The 20,115-nt window shown below is 57.1% G+C and carries 8 protein-coding genes; 6 read left to right on the top strand and 2 right to left on the bottom strand.

Features of this window, described 5'->3' with window-relative positions; genetic code table 11:
* Window positions 1-27: 27 nt before the first annotated feature.
* Window positions 28-1,497, bottom strand: a complete 1,470-nt coding sequence (locus tag H5T64_03165) for a glycosyltransferase (GenBank protein MBC7263342.1) — start codon at window positions 1,495-1,497, stop codon at window positions 28-30.
* A 281-nt stretch (window positions 1,498-1,778) separates the two neighbouring features.
* Here H5T64_03165 and surE point away from each other — a divergent pair, with 281 nt between their 5' ends.
* The 6 genes from surE to H5T64_03135 are packed head-to-tail and all read left to right on the top strand — an operon-like array spanning window position 1,779 to window position 8,349.
* Window positions 1,779-2,576: a 5'/3'-nucleotidase SurE gene (gene surE / locus H5T64_03160; protein ID MBC7263341.1), complete on the top strand. Its 798-nt coding sequence runs from the start codon at window positions 1,779-1,781 to the stop codon at window positions 2,574-2,576.
* Window positions 2,577-2,582: 6 nt separating this feature from the next.
* On the top strand, window positions 2,583-3,500 hold the full coding sequence (locus H5T64_03155; GenBank protein ID MBC7263340.1) for an ABC transporter ATP-binding protein: 918 nt from the start codon (window positions 2,583-2,585) through the stop codon (window positions 3,498-3,500).
* Window positions 3,497-4,279: an ABC transporter permease subunit gene (locus H5T64_03150; protein MBC7263339.1), complete on the top strand. Its 783-nt coding sequence runs from the start codon at window positions 3,497-3,499 to the stop codon at window positions 4,277-4,279. Before H5T64_03155 ends, H5T64_03150 begins: the two co-directional genes overlap by 4 nt.
* A gap of 16 nt (window positions 4,280-4,295) precedes the next feature.
* On the top strand, window positions 4,296-4,994 hold the full coding sequence (locus tag H5T64_03145) for a DUF3108 domain-containing protein (protein ID MBC7263338.1): 699 nt from the start codon (window positions 4,296-4,298) through the stop codon (window positions 4,992-4,994).
* Window positions 4,995-5,002: 8 nt separating this feature from the next.
* Window positions 5,003-7,297, top strand: coding sequence for a DEAD/DEAH box helicase (locus H5T64_03140; protein MBC7263337.1), 2,295 nt, complete (start codon window positions 5,003-5,005; stop codon window positions 7,295-7,297).
* 23 nt (window positions 7,298-7,320) lie between these two features.
* Complete coding sequence (locus tag H5T64_03135) at window positions 7,321-8,349, top strand: PrsW family intramembrane metalloprotease (GenBank protein ID MBC7263336.1); 1,029 nt, start codon at window positions 7,321-7,323, stop codon at window positions 8,347-8,349.
* A gap of 96 nt (window positions 8,350-8,445) precedes the next feature.
* On the opposite strand, the gene H5T64_03130 is transcribed toward H5T64_03135, so the two are convergent.
* Entirely contained in the window at window positions 8,446-20,112 is an 11,667-nt protein-coding gene (locus H5T64_03130) for a right-handed parallel beta-helix repeat-containing protein (protein MBC7263335.1), read from the bottom strand.
* Window positions 20,113-20,115: the final 3 nt, after the last annotated feature.

Raw genomic sequence — 20,115 nt, 5'->3', positions numbered from 1 at the left:
GGCGCAGCGCTATACACTACGATCGTCTCACATCCGACCTGCCAGTGCCGGGCGTATTTTGGGTGCACGGCGCTGTCGCCATGACTGAGACAGACTGAGCAGACCCACATAACCATAGCCCAGAGTGTACACCGCCAGCCAGGGTGAGGGGATATGCTTCTGTTGAACAGAAACGAACAGCATCAGCATAAGCGCGAGCGCGCTCAACGCCAGTTCGCACCATGGCTTCCAATCGTGTGGCAGCGAGTAAATGCTCCGCTCCCAGCGATCATGGAGGCTGCGAACATTGAACTTCGGCGTGCGCTGAAACTCGCTCCCCCGCCCCAGGACGGCTTCCGCCACGGCTATTGCATTGCTCAGTGATAGTCCTGTCCCAATGAGAAGCAGCAAGAGCATGGAGAGGGGCCAATAACGATATGGTTTGCCCCGCTGCATCGCCGCGACTGCTACCAACAAAGGTGGACCAAGGGCCGGCAGAAGTGAGTAGGGCAGGAGGCCAGATAGATGGTTGGGGCTCAGACTAAGCGGTAGCATAAGCAAAAGCATAACGAGCACAATGGGGTGGACCAGGTAGTTGGTCAGATGAATAGCGCCCTCTAATCTGATGCGCAGTGGCTGGCGAGAGCATAGTAGGGGTAGGAGCAGTTTGCGCGCTGTCTGGATGCTCCCTTTGGCCCAGCGGAATTGTTGCCGGCGCAGAGCATCCATCTGTGGTGGCAGTTCACCAGGTACGCTTACGTAAGACAAAAAGAGGATGCGCCAGCCCTGAAGTTGAGCGCGATAACTAAGATCCAAATCTTCAGTCAACACATCGCCTTGCCAACCCCCAGCCGAGACAATGCATTCCCGCCGCCACACGCCACCAGAGCCGTTGAAGTTCATGAAGAGATCGCTCTGACTGCGCGCTGCTTGCTCCACGAAGAAATGGGCGTCAATACCCATCGCCTGCGCACGGGTGAAGGTCGAATAATCCCCGTTCACATGTTCCCAGCGGGTCTGGACACAGCCAAGATCCGGCATGGCGAAGTAGGGCACCGTTTGGCACAGGAAATCCCGGCTGGGCACGAAATCGGCATCGAAGATAGCAATTAGTTCGCCCCGGGCTAAGCGAAGTCCGTCGGCAAGCGCGCCAGCCTTATACCCACGCCGGACGTGGCGATGAATGCAGGAGATGTCGTAGCCTCGGGCACGGTATTGGGCTACAGCGCGGCGGACGACAGTGGCCGTCTCATCAGTGGAATCATCGAGTATCTGGATTTGAAGCCGATCCTTCGGGTAATCCAGCGCCGTTACCGCACCCAGCAACCGCTCTATCACATACAATTCATTATAGATAGGCAATTGCACAGTGACGGTGGGCCATATATCTGGATCGGGTGGGCGGGGCACGTCCCGTTTCCGCGTGCGCCAGAATCGCCAGATAAGGTATAGGCTGTTCAGACCATAGATGGCCAGGAGCAGGGTGCAAAATAAGTAGGTGATTTCGACGAATAACATCAACGAAATTCTTTCCTTCAGTTGACAGTCTATTCCACCGCAGCCTGGCAGAACGAAGATCCCTTGCGGGATGCAGCCTACAAGTATAGCACGTTTTGCGCACACGAGCAACGCTGACCTGTAGTCGCTCCGGCCCGCAGAGCAAGTGAAAAACCTTGAAAGATTGACCTTGACTGCCGTTCTCAAATAGGCGATAATACTGGCCGCAATAGCGAGCAGGGCGAGCGGCGCGCCGTTCGCCCGCTTGCCTGCAAGAAAATAGTACATCACGGAGGCTCATCTTGGGAGATCGACCATTGATTCTCATCACCAATGATGATGGGATCGAATCGCCGGGCCTGCGCGCGGCAGTGGAGGCTGTTTACGATCTGGGCGACGTGCTCGTTGTAGCCCCTCGGGACCAACAATCGGGCTCCAGCCGGAGTTTCCCGCCTGGGCCAGTTGAGACAACCCGCCACAACATGAGTATCCGAGGCAAGAGAGTCGAAACTTTTGCACTGACCTCATCACCAGCGACAGCAGTGCGTCACGGGCTGCTCCGCTTCGCTCCACGGCTGCCAGATTTGGTGATCTCCGGTATCAACTATGGGGAGAACGTAGGGTCAGGCATCACTATCTCAGGAACCGTGGGCGCAGTCCTGGAGAGTGCGAGTTTCGGCATCCCTGGATTAGCCGTCTCACTGGAGACGGAGGAATCGCTCCATCTCACCCACAGCGAGGAGGTAGATTTCTCAGTGGCAGCGGTTTTCACGCGCCACTTTGCTGAGCGCGTGTTGGCTCATGGCCTACCAACAGGGGTAGACGTGCTGAAGGTAGATATACCGTGCGATGCCACACCCGCAACGCCTTGGCGGCTGACGCGGGTCTCACGATTGAGGTATTTTCAATCCGTTGTGACGGAAGACGAGAATGGGAATAAACAAATGAACGGTTATCGGCGCGTTTTCTCTCCAGAGGCAGCCGAGCCCGATTCTGACATCTACGCCCTGATGGTGGAGCGGGTGGTGTCCGTTGCACCGATCACGATAGATCTAAGTGCTCACACGGATTGGAACGCCTTGCAGGCTCTGTTAGAATGAGCGATTATGATTAAGACGTACGCACTGACCAAACGGTTCAATGGCAAGACAGCGGTGGAGTCCCTCGATCTGGATGTACACGAGGGCGAAGTATTCGGTTTTCTGGGTCCGAACGGCGCAGGAAAGACCACCACAGTGCGCATGCTCGCTTGCCTGATCGCGCCCAGTTCTGGGGAGGCTATTGTCAACGGCTTTCGGGTTGGGCAAGAGAATATAGCCATCCGGCACACCACGGGTATTCTCACTGAGTCACCAGGGCTGTATGAGAAATTGAGCGCCGAGGCAAACTTAAGTTTCTACGCGCAAATGTACGAAGTGGAGAACTATCGGCCACAGGTAGAGAAATATCTGCGCATGCTCGGCCTGTGGGAGCGACGCGATGAGCCAGTGGCCGAGTTCTCAAAGGGTATGAAGCAGAAACTCGCCCTCGCCCGTGCCCTCATTCATGAGCCCAAGTTGCTCTTTCTGGACGAGCCCACCGCTGCCCTGGACCCCGAGGCGGCAAAGACCGTCCGCGAATTCATTGAAGAGTTAAGAGGTGAGGGACGCACCATCTTCCTCTGTACCCACAACCTGGACGAAGCCGAGCGCTTATGCGATCGGATTGCAGTATTGCGCACTCGCCTCATCGCGGTGGATACCCCGGAGAACCTCCGGCGCCGACTCTTCGGACGCACAACCGTAGTACAAGTGGCGAACTGCTCGGATCGGTTCCTGAAGGCTGTGCAGGAGTTGGATTTCGTCCAAGAAGTGCGCTGGATGGACGACAAGCAGATGCTCATTCGGCTAAACGACCCAGAAAGGCAGAACCCGATCGTCGTCAGACAGTTGGCAACCGCTGGGGCTGAAGTGCAATATGTGAAAGAGTTGGAGCATTCGCTGGAGGAAATATACCTGGCTTTGGTCAAAGAGGACGGGCGATGAAAAAGGTGATCTTGATCGTTCGTAAAGAGTGGACGGAAGTTATCCGTAACCGGCTCCTCCTTTTCAGCGTGTTTCTGGTGCCCGTGCTCCTAGTAGCCATACCACTTCTTATGCTCCACTTGACGGGCGCGGAGGAAGTGCCAGCCGAAGAGGTGGAGATGTACTACCGGGTCGCGCCGCAGTTGGCAGGTCTGGCACCAAATGAGGTCATGCAGGTTATCATCGTCAGCCAGTTCCTGTTCATGTTCCTCATGATGCCACTGTTCATCCCGATGACCATTGCTTCTTTTAGTATCATCGGCGAGAAACAACAGCGCAGCCTGGAACCACTCCTGGCTACACCGATCACGGTCGGGGAACTCCTATTGGGCAAATCGCTGGCTGCGGCGATCCCTGCTGTCCTGACCACTTGGCTTGCCTTCGGCATTTTCGCGCTGGGCGCGTGGTTCCTCGCCACACCGCCAGTAAGGCCACTCTTGGTCAACTTAATGTGGCTGCTGGCTATGCTCATCATCGCGCCACTCTGCTGCCTTCTGTCGGTGGCGCTGGCAGTGATCGTTTCATCTCGGGTGAATGACGTCCGAGTGGCAGAGCAGATTGCGGGCTTCATTATCATCCCCCTGGTCGGCTTCAGTCTGCTACAGGTAGCCGGCAAAGTGTTTTACACCACCCGGGCTTTTGCCATCGCTGCTGTGGTCTTGGCCCTGCTTGATGTGATCGCTCTGTATGTGGGTGTTCGGCTCTTCCAGCGCGAGGAGATCCTGACTCGCTGGCGTTAATGATGCTAGGGGCAACATGCACAAATCCCTTCGCTTAGGTCTAATAGTGCTCCTGCTGGCCACGACCTGTCAGGTAACCGGTGGCGAACCACTTCCACTCACCGTGCCATGGGGAGACCAGGAGGAGACTGTGTACTCCATACGTGACCAACAGGGCAATGAGGTTGGCACTGGTATGTGGATGATCCGCAGAACAGAAGATGTCTACGAGTTACAGGCAACGTTCGTACTCGGGGAAATCAAAGACGAGATCTCTCTGAGCATGCGGGCCAGTGACCTAAAGCCTCTCCGTGGCGAGCGCGCTCTGAGTGGTACTGCAAATGACTTCACGCTCCATACGACCTATACCGACGATAGATTGCACATCTCGGCGCAAACGAGGGATGGCGAGAAGTCCGCGAACCTTCGCGTTTCAGCGGACGCCTACGATAACGACCAGTTATTGGTGATCTTACGAGCATTGCCCTATAGCGATGACTATGTGGCTCGGTTTACTACAGTTGTGCCTACCAACGGGTCTCAGATCACGACCAAACTCAAAGTATTGGGGCGCGAGATGGTAGAGACGCCTGCTGGTACATTTGAGGCCTACCAGGTGGAACTGAATTTCGTCTCAACTAAGCAATGGGTGTGGTACGCGGTTGAGGCCCCACATTATATGGTGAAATATGACAATGGCATGACAGTGTTTCTGCTGGTCGAGGCGAGACCATAGGATGTCGCGTGAACGTACCTGAATTTTTGAATTACCTGCGTAGCCAGAAAGAGTATAGGGAGCAAATCGTACATATCGAGCACCTGCCCGCCCGCCAGGCTCGCTTCGGCACGCCACAGCACACGCTATCGCCAGAGATAACAAGGGCTCTTCGAGAGACAGGCATCGGACAGTTTTACTCCCATCAGGCAGCAGCCATTGACGCAGCCCTCGACGGTGAAGACGTGATGGTAGCCACCACAACGGCCAGCGGGAAGACACTGTGCTACAACGTGCCAGTGCTTGAGGCAGTGATCCGCGATTGGCATGCACGGGCGCTATACCTTTTTCCCACCAAAGCATTGGCTCAGGACCAACTGCGCTCCCTGCAACAACTCACGCGCGCGGCGTTGAAACACGTGGGCTTCGGGACCTACGACGGCGATACGCCCCAGCGAGCACGCACGCGTCTTCGCAAGTCGGCGGCCATCATCCTCACCAACCCAGATATGCTGCACGTCGGTATTCTGCCCAACCACGGGTTGTGGGCAAAATTTCTCGCGAACCTGAAATATGTAGTGGTAGACGAGGCTCATGTCTATCGGGGTATCTTTGGATCGCATGTAGCCTGCGTCTTGCGCCGCCTACGCCGCCTGTGCGAGTACTATGGTTCCAGCCCACAATTCATCTGTTGCTCAGCCACCATCGCCAACCCCGCTGAGCACGGAGAACAACTCACTGGCGTGCCAGTCACAGTCATTGATGCCGATGGCTCTCCCCATGGGGCCAAAGATTTCGTCCTCTGGAACCCTCCCTTCATCGACGCCGCACGCACGACCCGTCGCAGCCCGAATGTGGAGGCCACTACGCTGTTCACCGAGATGGTGCGACACGGCATCCGCAACATCACCTTCACTCGCACACGGAAGATAGCCGAGTTAATCCTACGCTACACCCGAGAGATCTTGGAAAAAGATGATCCCGATCTGGTTTCTCTGATCCGGTCCTACCGCGCCGGGTATCGGCCCGAGGAGCGGCGGGAGATCGAGCGAGAACTTTTCAGCGGCAGACTCCTGGGTGTAACAGCGACCAACGCTCTGGAACTGGGTGTGGATGTAGGTAGTCTGGACGCAGCAGTGCTGGTCGGCTATCCGGGCACTATCGCCAGTATGCGCCAGCAAGCCGGGCGTGCCGGGCGTGGCGTCCGCCACTCGTTAGCCGTGCTCATCGCCCAAGATAGCCCAATTGACCAGTACTTCATGCGCCATCCGACAGAGTTATTCGGTCGGCCACACGAACACGCCTTGATTGACCCGGACAACGTGCATCTCTTGGAAAAACATTTGCCCTGCGCCGCCTATGAGCGACCACTCACAAACGACGACGAGGTGTTATTTGGACCCGGGTTCGTCCAGGCTATGATTCAATTAGAACGCAACGGAACGCTGGAGTATCGCGGTGAACGTTGGTACTACAGCATCCCCGACTACCCAGCGCAAAGAGTAAGCCTACGCTCAGCCTCACCGGAGAAATACGTCCTCCTCGACGAGTCCGATAATTACCGCACGATGGAGGAAATTGAGGGTGACACGGCTTTCTTGCGCGTATATCCGGGGGCCATCTACCTGCACCAAGGGGAAACCTACCTCATTACACATCTGGATCTCAGCACACGCATCGCCTATGCCTCACCCACTGACGTGAACTACTACACCGAGCCTCGTGAAATCAATGAGGTGCGGGTGATCAGAGTGGAGCGGGAATGCAAAATAGGCAAGACGATGGCGCATTTCGGACAGGTGGCGGTTACTCAACAGGTGATAGGCTTCCGGCGGCTCCAGCAGTTCACAGATACCGTGCTATCGGAGGAAATGCTGGATTTGCCGCCCCAGTCCTTCGTCACCACCGCAGTGTGGTTCGAGGTGCCAGAGGAAACACGGATCGCCATCGCTGCGCGTGGGTTGGACTTTCACGGTGGATTACACGCCACAGAGCACGCTGCGATCGGTATGCTACCCCTTTTTGCCATGTGTGACCGGCTGGACATCGGTGGGCTCTCCACGCCAACGCATCCAGACACGGGGCAACCCGAGATATTCATCTACGATGCCCACCCTGGCGGCGTTGGCATCGCAGAAAAGGGGTACGAACTGCTGCCCGAACTCTGGAGGGCGACGCTGGTAGCAATCCGCGACTGCCCTTGCACAGAAGGTTGCCCCAGTTGCATCCAGTCGCCTAAATGTGGGAACAACAACGAGCCGTTGGATAAAGGAGCAGCGGTGATGATATTGTCCGCCCTATTGCAGGGTGAGCGCAACCGCTAAGCAGGTTGCGAGGAGGAGGGAATTTGAGAGGCATTAAGGCGGGTGTAGCCATCACGGGGCTCATCCTCACTCTCACGGCGCTACTGGGGTTGGTGGTTTGTTTGGTGGTCCCACTGTGGGGAGGGCGAAGCGCGAATGAGGCCTTGCGCCTCAACACGATCTTGGGCGTATTGGTCTTTGTCTCTGGGATGGTGGGACTTTTGCTCTTTTTTCAAGGGCTCAACAGTCTGCGCGGGCAGCCTAGCAAGGTGTTTCAATTACCCCCGACCTGGCTGTTGGCCTTGCTTTTCGCAACAATACTGATCATCGGAGAGACGATGCGGCGGATTGGCTTGGCGTCGGCCTACCTATTCCCGCCCTTCCATATCTTCGCCGTTTCCATACCCGCCCTGGCAATATTGTCGGTCGCTGCCCGGCGTTGGCCAGGGGCAGACTGGCGAACCGAAGTGCTGCAATTAGCCTACGGCACCATCCTCGCCCCGGCATTAAGTGCTATTGCAGAGTTCATCGGCATCTTTCTGGTGAGCACGATGACCGTTTCCCTGACAATGGTCTTACCCGGGGGCCAGGCCAGAATCCAAGAATTGATGGATCTGTTGAGCAACCCAGCGATCTTAGAACAACCTTCTGCCTGGGTTTACTTGCTCTCATCACCCCCGATGCTGATCATCGTCGCGGCCCTTGTCCTTTTCCTCGGGCCATTATTTGAAGAGGCAATCAAAGGGCTGGGCGTCGCCTTCCTATCCTACCGCCGTCCAAGCAGAAACGAGGCGATACTGTGGGGACTGACGTGTGGTCTTGGTTTTGCCACAGTGGAGACAGCAATAAACGTGGCTATCCTGTTAGACGACTGGCCAGTGCTCATCGGGCTGCGATTGGTCACCATGGCAGTACATGGTGTGGCGGGGGCACTTATGGGATTAGGGTGGTATCATGCTCTAGTGGAACGGCGTGTTCCGCTGCTCCTGGCTATGTATCTCCTGAGCGTAGCCCTTCATGGGATCTGGAACGGCGCTGTGGCCTTCTTGGGCTTCGCCAGCCTCGCTTTTTGAGACTCTCACGACAACGCGAAGAGCCCTCCCAATGGGAGGGCTCTTCTATTGTCTCCAAGCCTCCTATGAAGAACGCGAATCTACCCCGACACCAGGCTAACGAGCAAACTTCTTGATGATGATGGGCATCCGCAAGTAGTAGGCCCATTCGGGTGTCGGTGTGGGTGTGGGCGCATAATAGAAGTCCACGTAAGTTTGAGCGTAGGCAGCCCCAGAGTTGCAGTTTACGTAGGCCCGGCCTGGTGTCGTGCCGGATTTTAGCACCGCAGAGGCCTGCCCATTTCTGGAGTACTCTTCGGCGCGGTTGATACCGTTGAACGTACCGAGTGATGCGTTGAAGCGTACTACAGTATCATCGGCTACTGGGTTGCCATAGTAATCCTGCAGGACAGCCACAATGGTGGAAGTTGCTACGCCATCGGCAGGGATAGAGCGCGGACTAGCACTCAACGTGATCGTGTACGGCGGACCGGGGATGAAGTCCACAGTGGCATAGTTGGTCTGCGAATCGGCTTGAACTGAGATGGTTGCTGTGCCCGGTCTATTCCCCGAGGTCAGATAGACACTCGAGAGCCCAGCCCGCGTAGTATCCGTAACCGTGGTGCCACTACCAAATGTGCCCAGGCTCGTGGTGAATGTTACCACTGTCCCATCCGCCACGCTGTTGTTGCCGCAGTCTTGCACCAATGCTGTGATACGCGATACCTGGCCTCCCACCTGGATCTCCCACGGCTCGCGGAAGATGACGATATGATCCGGCTTGCCAACTATGAAGTACACGTCGGCATGCTGGATTTCGTAAGCGCCGCCCTCGCGCACTTCCGCCTGCACTGTTGCCCAGCCCGTCTGCGACTCCGAACGCACCACTGCCGTGACCACACCATTGACCGTGGGCACCGACCCTGGGTCCACTGTGCCGATGCTGAAGATGGAGAAGCCGACCAACGTGCCATCTTGCACAGCATTGCCGAACATGTCTTGTACTGTGGCTGTGATAATGCCTGTGCCACCACAGATGGGGATGATACGCGGGTGAATGGTTAGGTTGATGTGTTCAGTGGGACCAGGTATAAACCTGACTTGCGTGGAGGCAGAGCCATATTCGGTCTCGGCATTCACGATAGCCGTCCCCACAGTAATGGACTGCAATCGCACGATGGCTTTTCCAAAATCTGGGCTCCCAGAGGCATTGCTGGTCATGCCCACCCACGTATTCATTCCGTTGGGGAAAGTGCCCAGCGATGTAGTGAAAGTCACGACCCGCCCACCGACAAGGTTCCCGAAGAGGTCGCGTACAGTGGCGATCAGTCTGGAACCATCCGCTTGACCAAGGCCGACACGAACGATGGGTGGATCCGCCTGCAATGTCACCTGCCGCTCTTCAGCAGGCACAAACTGCACGGTGGTTGTGCCGATGCGCCCGTTGCAGGTGGCGGTAATGTAAGCCGTGCCGGCGACATCACCCGATGTCAACTGGGTGAGAGCATCGCCGCCTACCGTGGTTGTGATGTTAGGAGATAGAGATCCCATCGAGGCCTCGAATGAGACCGACCAGCCATCGGCGACGCGGTTGCCATATTGATCCACTACCGTGGCGACGATGTAGGCCATCTCTCCGCCAACGGCGATGGTGCTTGGGTAAGCCGCCACTGTTATGGTGAAAGGCGACAATGGTGTGAACTGTACGTTCACGGTATCAGTGATGCCGTTTACCTCAGCCGCAACGTGGGCCGTACCCGCGATCGGGCCTGAGGTCAGGGTCTGGTTGACTACGCCGTTCGTCGTTGCTCCTGTGATGCTCTGCACCACTGGGAAGCCCCCCAGGTCAGTGGTGAAAGTAACCGGTGTGCCGTTCAATACTGGGTTGCCCCACTGATCGGTAACCGTAGCTTGGATATTCGACGTGCCTCCGCCCACCGGGATGCTTGGCGGGTCGGCGGTGAGCAACAGTTGGTGCGGCGGGCCGGGCTTCACTTCAAGGGTGATAGCCGTGGTATTGTTGGCCAGGTCGTTATCACGCGTGGTCGTGGTGATAGTGGCCGTGTTGGTCAAGATGGTGCTCTGGCCCCAGCCAACGGTTGTGGTTACCAGCGCCTGTATCCTGAGCCAGCCGTTCCCACCGGGTGCGAGGGTGCCCGCGCTCCAGGAATATGGGTTAGAACCCGTCGGACTGCCGATATCAGGCGAAGAAGTGGAACTCACGTAGACCAGCCCGGGCGGCAACGTGTCCACGATGGTGGCATTGGTGGCTGCGCCAGTGGCATCTGTTCCGATCCCCGTGTTCGTGTTGGTGTAGTATAACGTGAAGGTTACGATCTCACTCGGGTGCGCCACAGTGGGTACGACCGACTTGGTGATGCTCAGACGCGAGCGACGGAACTGTATCACTACATCGCTGAACGCTGTGTAAGTAACCGGCGTCGTCAACGGACCAACCGTGGCACGGATAGTCGTCTCGCCTAGGTCGTCGTGCGCGGTGAGGATACAAGTCGCTACGCCCGCTTGGGTCGTTGAGCCAGAGTGGAATGCATCCACCCACACCCGTCCGCTCAGGCAGGAAACCTGGATCGTGTGGGCGACACCCTCGGTTAGGTTATTCGCGATGACCTGCTCAGTTTGCCACTCTGTCCAGCCCAGCGACATATCAATCTGCTTGATGAAGAGGCCATCCACGTAGACGTTGGCCAAGCCGCCAGCAGTGCCGCGTCTATACTTGACCGCGATTGCTTTGCCGTAGAACTGCCAGGTCAAGGAGGCACCGGGCTCGTCCGTTTGCAGGAACATGCCCCCACTGGCGTTCGCATTCGTACCCGTAATCCAGTTGCCAGACTGCAGAACAGGAGCAAACTCCGCTTCCACAAAGTCGTACGGGATACTGCCCAGCCCGCCAAGATTGTCAAAGCCAACGAAGGTGCCATCCTCCACCGGGCACCCACCTGTGCCCGTGGCTACAACGGTAGCGTAGATGGTGGAAGTGGAGAGAGCGTCGGCCGGTAACACTGGAGGACTGGCCACGACACCCACCGAAGCAGGAGGTCCACCTATGATGCCAACATTGACACTGCCGCTCACGCCGGGCACTTCATTGCTATTCGCCTGCACATGGGCCACGCCACAGATGTCAGCGGAATACAACTGGACGTAGGCCTGCCCACCGACGACAGCACGGGTAACGTTAGTTGGCCCTAACGGGGCGTCGAAGTTACCGAGATCGGTGCTGATGTTCAGTGTCCAGAGACCATCGGCAACCAGATTGCCGTAACGGTCGGTTACTGTGGCTGTGATGTAACTCGGGCCATCCAGGATCGGGATGGAAACTGGCGAGGCCTGCAACGTAATGGTGTACGGTGGGCCGGGCCGTAAGGTCACATGCGTTGAATCCGTGTAACTGCATGGCTCGGTGGTGACGGTGATATAGGTGCGATTGGGAGCAGGCGGCACCACTGTACCAGCCCGGATAGTGGCCGTGGCCACGCCATTCGCCGAAGGCACGATAGACGGGGTGATCAGTGTAGAATAGATGTCGGTGCTGAAAGTGAATAATGTGCCATTCAGGATATTATACGTGCCACTGGTCCCCGTGGCAGTCACGACGGCCGTGGACACACCATCGGCTGTCATACTCGTTGGCGAGCGAGTCAATGTGATGCGAATGGGCGGATCCCAGAGCACGGATGAGGAGTAGATGTCGCGTGGCGGCGTCAATCCAGTGGTAGGTGTGTTGCGTCCCCACCAGTTGCCCGTGGCGTCCGCAGTATTGGCCCCTGTGTTGATGAAGCCGAACTTGCCGTTGCCGCAGATGGTGTTGCCGTGGAACTCCGGCCGGTTTGTACCGGGCACCGCATCAGTGGAGAGCCAGATGCCGTGGTTGGTGTTATTGCGGCTGACGTTATAGCGCACCATCGAGCCGGGATTCGGGCCGGCGAGCAGGATGCCAGCGGAATTGGGCAACTGAAGCCCGGCATTCGAGACGCCGTAGACGGTGTTATACTCGACTGTGGTGGTCATCGTGCTCCACAGGACGATACCACCGCGGTTCGCTCTCCGCCGAGGCACTGGAGCAGCATCATCGGCAGCAACTCCCTCACCGTTCAGGTAACTCAGGTTGGTGTTGTACACTGTGTTACCTACGACGCGAGCATTGGTGGCAAGGGTACCGATATGGATGCCATCCCAAGACGTGTCGTGGATGCGGTTGTTCATGATCGTGTTGGAGTCGGTGCTACCGACATTGTAGATGCCACCTTCGCGCATATCGTAGATGTCGTTGTTATTGAAGGTGTTGCCCTGACCGTTGTACAACATAATCCCGTACTGATTGTTGTTGTAGATCAGGTTGCTCGAGATGTCGTTCCAACTGGAGTTTTCCAGTTGAATGCCGGCCTGACCGCGTCGAATGGTCAGGTTTCGTAGCAGGCTGGAGGTCACATACTGCCCGAAGATAGCACTGGCGTTGTTCGGGACGCCCGAACCATGGGCATCGTTGTCTTCCAAGACGCAATCCTGTATGATCGCACCGACGACATTGTTTATTGCCGTACCGTGCAAGTAGATGCCGTAATCGAAGCGACGAATAGTGAAGCCGGAGATGGTCACGTTATCGCGCCGATAAACGTAGATGCCTCGCGTCCCGATCTGAGCGGTGGCAGTGATGCCCGCCGGCCCTTGGATGGTGGTCGTAGCGCTACCAGCACCCAAGAGATTCAAACTCTTGGTGGTGATACTGACCTGCTCACTGTAAAGGCCGTCGAGGACGTAAACAGTCCCGCCATCGCACACGGCATCCACGCCAGCCTGAATTGTGGCGAAGGCGCTGTAGCCGTAGACCTTACCGCCGCCCAAATCCGTGCCAATGGGCGTCCCAACCCAATTGTCATCCACCCAGACGGTGCACGGCTGAGCGAATTCCACAGTCGTGGAGGTCTGCAGCGCGGGATTGCCGGCTGCAGTGGCATAAACGGTAGCAGTGCCAGGGGTGGTGGTGGATCTGAGCGCTGCAACAGCCATGCCGTTGATTGTGCCCAGCCCAGAACGGAAAGCGTCCACCCAGATGAACTCACCAGGGTCCAACTGGGCTTCGATAAGCACGTTATGCACCCCATACGGCACACAAATGGGGATTTGGCTTTCCACGCGGTTCTGAGTGCTGGCCGAATACATGTTCATGACATAGGGACCTAGGCCATCCACATAAGCCCGCGCTTCTCCGCCATTCGACGCCGTGCTGTGGATGAGCGAGACAGCAGTGCCGGTGAACTGCCAGGTGACAGCGGCGGTGTTATCGGATGTATACCGAATGGAGCCGCCACTGAAGGCGGGGTCCGAGGCCGTGGTCCACGTGCCCACCCAGGCTGCCGGACTGAGCGCCGACTCTTCGGTATAAGTGAAGGGCAGATAGCCAAGCGTCGTGGTGAAGCCCACCAGTGTGCAATCTGGCACCGGATTGCCAAAGAGGTCCACCACAGTAGCCGTCAGGGCTGCTGTGGAGACCCCGTCGGCGGGAATGCTGGTGGGATAGGCCACGAGAGTGATGGTGTAAGGTGCGCCTGCCGTGATCGTGATAGGCACCGAGCCGGTCACGTAACCCCAATTGGCACTGACAGTGGCCACCCCGGGCGTGGTCGCAGAGCGGAAAGTGGTCGTAGCCACGCCCGCTGCCGTGACGCTCGAGACTGGATTGACCGTGCCCAAAGTGGGTGGATTCACCGAGAAGTAGATGGTCGCGCCATCAATCAGGTTACCCAATTGGTCGCGGACCGTAGCAGTAACTATGGAAGTAGCAAGTCCCGTCGGAATGGTATTTGGCACGGCCACCATGCTGATGCTGAACGGAGGCCCGGGGACGAACTCTACATCCACCGTGTTGCATCCAGTCGGTAGTGGCGGGATGCAACCCGTTACTGTTGCTGTGCCTGCGGTGAGACCCGAGTGCAGGACCGTTGTGGCAATACCATCGGTCATCGTCGTGGTCACAGGGCCAGTGATGGCGCCAAGATTCGTGGTAAAGGTGATTGGTGTGCCGTTGCGGATGTGATAAAGCGTCCCACCGCTGGTACACTGAACAATAGCCCTGATTTCGGAACTGCTCAACCCGCCCACTGGGATAGAAGTGGGGTTGGCAGTGAGAACGATCTGGAGGCGCGGGTTGTAGTCCACGTTGGCCCCTACTCCATTATAGATATCGCGTGGCGGCACTGCGCCCACGGTGGGTGTATTGCGGCCCCACCAGTTACACTCTGCGTCCACAGGCGTGCCTGGCTGCAAGTTGGCGATGCCATAATCGGCATTGCCATAGATGCTATTGCCGTGGATCTCGGGGACGGTGCCCGTCCAGCCAGGGTTTAGGATGCGGATGCCGCTGTGAGTATTGTCATGCAGCAAGTTGTACAAGATAGTAATGCCGCTATTATTCCCGTCCAGGACGATGCCGCCCGAGTAAATCGTCGCCTCGGCGTCTTGGGTGTTGTAGATCCAGTTGTCTTGTACCAGGCTATCTGTGCTGTCCCGTAGCACAATCGCACCTAAATTGGGTCCACTGCTCAGACCCTCGCCATTGTTGATGCGCCTATTCGTATTGTAAAGGGTGTTGCTGATCACGCGCGTGGTGTCTCCAGATTCCACGCGGATGCCATCCCAATACACATCGTGGATGATGTTGCTGGAAATGGTGTTGCTGATACCTGCCCCGTAAACGCGGATGCCATAACTCTCGTTATCGTGGATCTCGTTGCTATCCACGATGTTGTTGTCACAGACTTCCAGTTCGATGGCGTAGCGGTTGTTGTTGTAAATCTGGTTGCTCTGGATGAGGTTGCCGTTGGATTCGCGCAAGTAGAGGCCACCCTGGTTGCCTGAGATGACGTTGCTCACGAATTGGCCGCCCATCACGTAGGTAACAGAGATAGCGCTGGTCCAGTTCGGCGTGAGGTCGCCATACTGCCGGTCGTTGCTCTGGATGATATTATCCAGCACGCGCAGACCCTCGCCGGGATTCCCGGCTGTGTTGATGGCGCGGACAGCCTCGCGCCGGAAGTTCTGGATAGTGAAGCCAGAGATGAGGACGTTATCCACGCCCGGATCCACACGGATGCCATAGGTCAGAGTATTGTAGCCGTCCACAACGGCATTGTGGCCAGGCTCGAACCCCACCAAGTTCAGGGTTTTGGTGATCAGCGGGCTTTCGTAGTAGGTACCACCTAACACAAATACCGAGCCGCCCGTCTGCACCAGGCTCAGGCCATCCTGGATGGTCGCGGCAGCGTTAGACCCAATAATGCGACCTGACCCGACATCTGTTCCGTTTGGCAGTCCAACCCAATCGTCGTCCACCCAGACGACGCTGGACTGTTCGAAGAACACGCTGGCGTCGTCGGTGATGATACCGGTTTCGATGCCCGTCGTCCCCCAGACGATAGCGGTAACCAGCGGTGTAACGCCCGCCGTCAAATAGGTTGTCGCTACGCCGTCTGTGGTCGTGGTACCAGAGCGGAAGGCGTCGGCATAAACCCGCCCGCTTAGACACAGCACTCGGATCTGGTGTGCGCCTGGAGAAAGGTCCGAGGCAATGATCTCCTCCAACCATTGGACGCCGGCGGCAGACATATCAATGGTTTTGCGCACCACGCCGTCCACAGAGACTTCAGCGACCCCGCCCAGAGGCGATTTCACGTATCTCAAGGACACCGCCTGGCCCCTGAAAGACCAACTGACGAAAGCGCCAGGGTTGTCGGTATACACGAATTGTCCACCGCTGGCGCTGGCGTCGGCTGCGGTGGTCCAATCGCCGGTGGTTTTGAACACCTCGCCACTCTCTGCCTCAGTGTAGGCGTGGATCATTGAGCCCGCCGTAGTGGTGAAGCCAACCATCGTACCATCGGGCACGGGCCCGCCCCACGCATCGCTTATCACGGCAGTGATGAGCGATTGGGCAACGCCGTTCGCTGGCAGGTGTGTGGGATCAGCCGTCACAGTGATAGTAACGGGGGGGCCGCCAGTGATGTCAACCGTGGTATTGGCAATCAGTGAGGCTGCCGTCGCTGTCACCTGGGCAGTTCCAACCAGGTCGAGTGAGCGCAAGGTAGCCGTGGCTTCACCGAGGGCATCCGTCGTGTCCACCACGGGCGGCGCGCCGACCAGGTAGGCGTAAGTGGTATCCACCGTGAAGGTTACAACCTCCCCGGGTACGGGGTTGCCATAGATGTCCTTCAGGGTAGCGCTGATCACCGCTTGACCAGCCGGCGGACCACCCCGAGGTATCGCACTGGGGATAGCAACGACAGAGAGGTTTGCCGGTGGGCCAGCAGTGAAGTTCACTGTGGTGCTTGCTGTGCCGTTACAAGGTAATGTCCCTGTCACGTACGAAGTGCCAGCAACGGTGCCCGCGCGCAAGAGAATGGTGGCGACACCATTCAATGTAGGCACGGTGGGCCCGCCAACAAAGGTCCCTCTATTGGTAGCAAAGGTGACGAGCGAACCATCAATGATGTCGTGGCCACTCGTACTGCGCACAGTGGCCGTGATAGTAGAAGTAGACACACCGTCAGCAGCGATAGCGGTGGGATAGCGGGTCAACGTGATTCGGATTTGTGGGTCCTCATCCACACTGTCGGTTATGCCATCGTAATAAATATCGCGGGGTGGTGTAAGTCCCTGGGTAGGACTGTTGCGGCCCCACCAGTTACCCTCAGCGTCCACCGCAGGGAGCGCCATGTTGTTTATGATCCCGAATTTGCCGTTGCCGCAGATAGTGTTGCGATGCAATACCGGGCGGCCGGCGGCGGCGCGAATGTACACCCCGTGGTTGGCGTTATAGGTGATGGAGTTGCGCTCGATAATGCAATTCGTGTTGGCTGGGTTGCGCAAATGGATGCCGGCAGTGTCGCCGTTCGTACCTTCAGCATTCGATACGCCTTGGATGACGTTGTCCAGGATATTGGTGTTGGTAGTGCTCACCAAAGTGATGGCCCCGTCGTTCTCGTCCACGCTCGGCACATTGCCATTTCCGTCCATCTGCATCTTATTCGTATTGGTGATGGTGTTGCTCACGATCTGGGTGCCGGCCACGGCAGAGCCAAGATGAATGCCATCCCAGTACTGGTCGTGGATGTGGTTGTTGAAAATGCCGTTGTTGTTGGCGGGGCTGGTGATACGCACGCCAATGTGCCGGTTATTGTAGATATGGTTGTTGTCAATGGAGTTGTTGTCGCCGCGCTCGATCCAGACGCCAACACCCTTGTTGTTGTAAATCTCGTTGTAGCAGATCACCACATTGTTAGCAAGCCACAGGTCTATGCCATCCTGACCATTACGGATGATGTTGTTGCAGAGGATGCTATTGAATACGTAGGTGCCGTAGATAGCCTCAGAACCAGCACTCACTCCATTGGAGTCGAAGATATTATTAGTAATGGTGATGGTGTAAACGTTGGTCGCCCCGGTGCCGTGGATATCAATGCCTCGGCTGAAGTTCTTGATCGTCAGGCCGGAAATAGTAACATTGCTGACCTGATCAATGTAGAAGCCCGTCCCAGTATCGCTGACGCCGTCTAAGATGACTGTGTCGGCCCCCACGCCCAGGATGCTCAGGGTCTTGGTAACCACCACATTCTCGTTGTAGGTGCCAGATAAAACATGCACTGTGCCAGTGCTGATCGTTTTGGTCACGCCATCGTATATTTTATTGAAGGCATCATAGCCCCACTGGTGGCCATCGTTGTAACCACCCGGAGTGTAGTCGTCATCTACCCAGACCTCAAAGGGCCCTGCTGTGGTCACAGTGGTTTCGTCCATTGGCCAGGCAGGGGCCAATCCAACGTAGTCAATGCCCAGCGCCGTGCCACGCACTGTCACTACCGCTGGCGTCGTGCCTGCGGTAAGATTGACGGTGGCCAGACCACCGGACGTGATTACCCCAGAGCGGAAGGCGTCCACTCGTACGATGCCGCTGATCACCCGCACCACAATGGTGTGCGGACCAAAAGTCAAATTATTGCGGATCACGCGCTCGACTTGCCACTTGGTCGCTGCAGAGGACATATCAATCTGGGTGGCAAAACTCCCGTCTACAATCACATCGGCGATGCCGCCGGTGGGAGATGTTGCATACACCAGTGAAACAGCCGAGCCAGTGAAACTCCAGGAGAGTTCGGAGCCAGCCGTGCTGGACCGCAGGAAGTTACCTCCGCTGGCGCTAGCATTCGCCACCGTCACCCAAGTGCCGGATTGCACGACGGGGGCGAGTTCGGCCTCGGCGTAGGCTGTGGGTACGGAGGCCCCGGCAGTGCAAGTAATGCCCACCATTGTGCCGTTAGCGACTGGGTTGCCGAAGCGGTCGCGCACTGTAGCGCGGATGGTAGAAGTAGCAGTGCCATTGGCTACAATGCTGGAAGGGTCGGCGACAACTTCTATACTGTACGGCTGGCCCGGCAAGCCGGTAGGGACAATGCGAATTGCATCAGCGCAGGTGTCGCCCGGAGAAACGCTGGAAATCTCCACATAGTTGACTGTACCTGCCGCGAGGGGATAGATACCCAGACTCTTCCAGCCGGATGCAGTGAAGTCGGGCACGGTACTACCGCCCGCGTCTTTCGTTTGGTCCACCTGGACAGTAGCCGTCCCACCCTGATAATGGATGGTATAAGTCGCATTCACAGGCCGGGCAGAGTGCACACTCCAATGAGCAAAGATCTCGTACATCCCATCAGCCGGGACAGGATCTGAGGCTGGTGGTTGCCAGCTAGCGGTATTGGTAGTCAGTACGTCGGTCTCGTAATCGTAGTCATTGGCGTATCCACCGTTGCCAACAGCGTCAAACCAGGCTCCGGAACGGGAATAACCAGGGTCGCCATCGTCTAAGATGACGGGTGGGCCAGGCAGGGTAGGCGTCACGGTAGGTGTTCGGGTTGGTGTGGGCGAAGGACCCGGGGTGTTCGTCTTGGTTGGTGTCGGGGTGGGTGTAGGTGTGGTGGGAGGTGCCGCGCCATATACAATCCGGAGGCGGGGGCGATACTCCGCCACATTGCACTGGCTACTCCAATAGTAATAGATGACCGAGGGGGTCCTCGCGACGAGGACCATGCCATGGTTGCTTGTTGGGTCGTCCACCCACTGCTGTACAATAGACCGCACGTCAAAAGAGTGCCACGTGCCGACGGTGTTATACGTTGTAGTGGAACTCGGATGAGGCGCACGATCAGTAGTCGGATCATCACAACCAGCGATACCCCAGGTATCGGTGAGCGTGGCATAGGTCCAGGTGGCATCAGGTGCGCTCCAAGTGCGAGTTACGTAGTACGGCTCCACCTCGAGCTCACGGACCATGTTTCGCGTGTAGGCGTATACATAGAGCGTTGCCGACTCTACATAGGCGCCGGTGGGAATGCCGCCGGGGGTGAGATCAAAGTAAATGAGTGGTCGGTAATAGGAAAGTTGGCCTGCTCGCAGCCAGAGGTCGTCGTGAGGCCATTCTTGCCAAGCCACAATCGAGGTATCTAAGCAACCCGAGTAGCCCGCGGTAGGGAAAACCCCTTGCTGGAAGTTTACCTCCGTAACAGTGGAGGTGGCACTAAACGTAGAGGCTAGATGAGGTAATCCATCATCCGGACCGGATGGTGCCGCTTCGCTAGACCTCCATTGGAACAAAAACGCAGGCCCAAGGAAAATGGAGATGAAAGCGATGAGAAAGATCGCTGCTGAGAGGAAAATCAACCGGCCACGCTGCTTGCCGACCGGATTGCCAGTGGTAATGTGGTCTGGGGCTCTCATTTC

This window comes from Chloroflexota bacterium, from assembly GCA_014360825.1.
Lineage (GTDB): Bacteria > Chloroflexota > Anaerolineae > UBA2200 > JACIWT01 > JACIWT01.
This window is presented reverse-complemented; position numbering and strand designations above follow the sequence as displayed.

Bases quoted from the DNA above. Each gene is read 5' to 3' on its own strand.
- H5T64_03150 (MBC7263339.1), top strand. From the start codon at position 3,497: ATGAAAAAGGTGATCTTGATCGTTCGTAAAGAGTGGACGGAAGTTATC.
- H5T64_03130 (MBC7263335.1), bottom strand. From the start codon at position 20,112: ATGAGAGCCCCAGACCACATTACCACTGGCAATCCGGTCGGCAAGCAG.
- H5T64_03165 (MBC7263342.1), bottom strand. From the start codon at position 1,497: ATGTTATTCGTCGAAATCACCTACTTATTTTGCACCCTGCTCCTGGCC.
- H5T64_03145 (MBC7263338.1), top strand. From the start codon at position 4,296: ATGCACAAATCCCTTCGCTTAGGTCTAATAGTGCTCCTGCTGGCCACG.
- H5T64_03155 (MBC7263340.1), top strand. From the start codon at position 2,583: ATGATTAAGACGTACGCACTGACCAAACGGTTCAATGGCAAGACAGCG.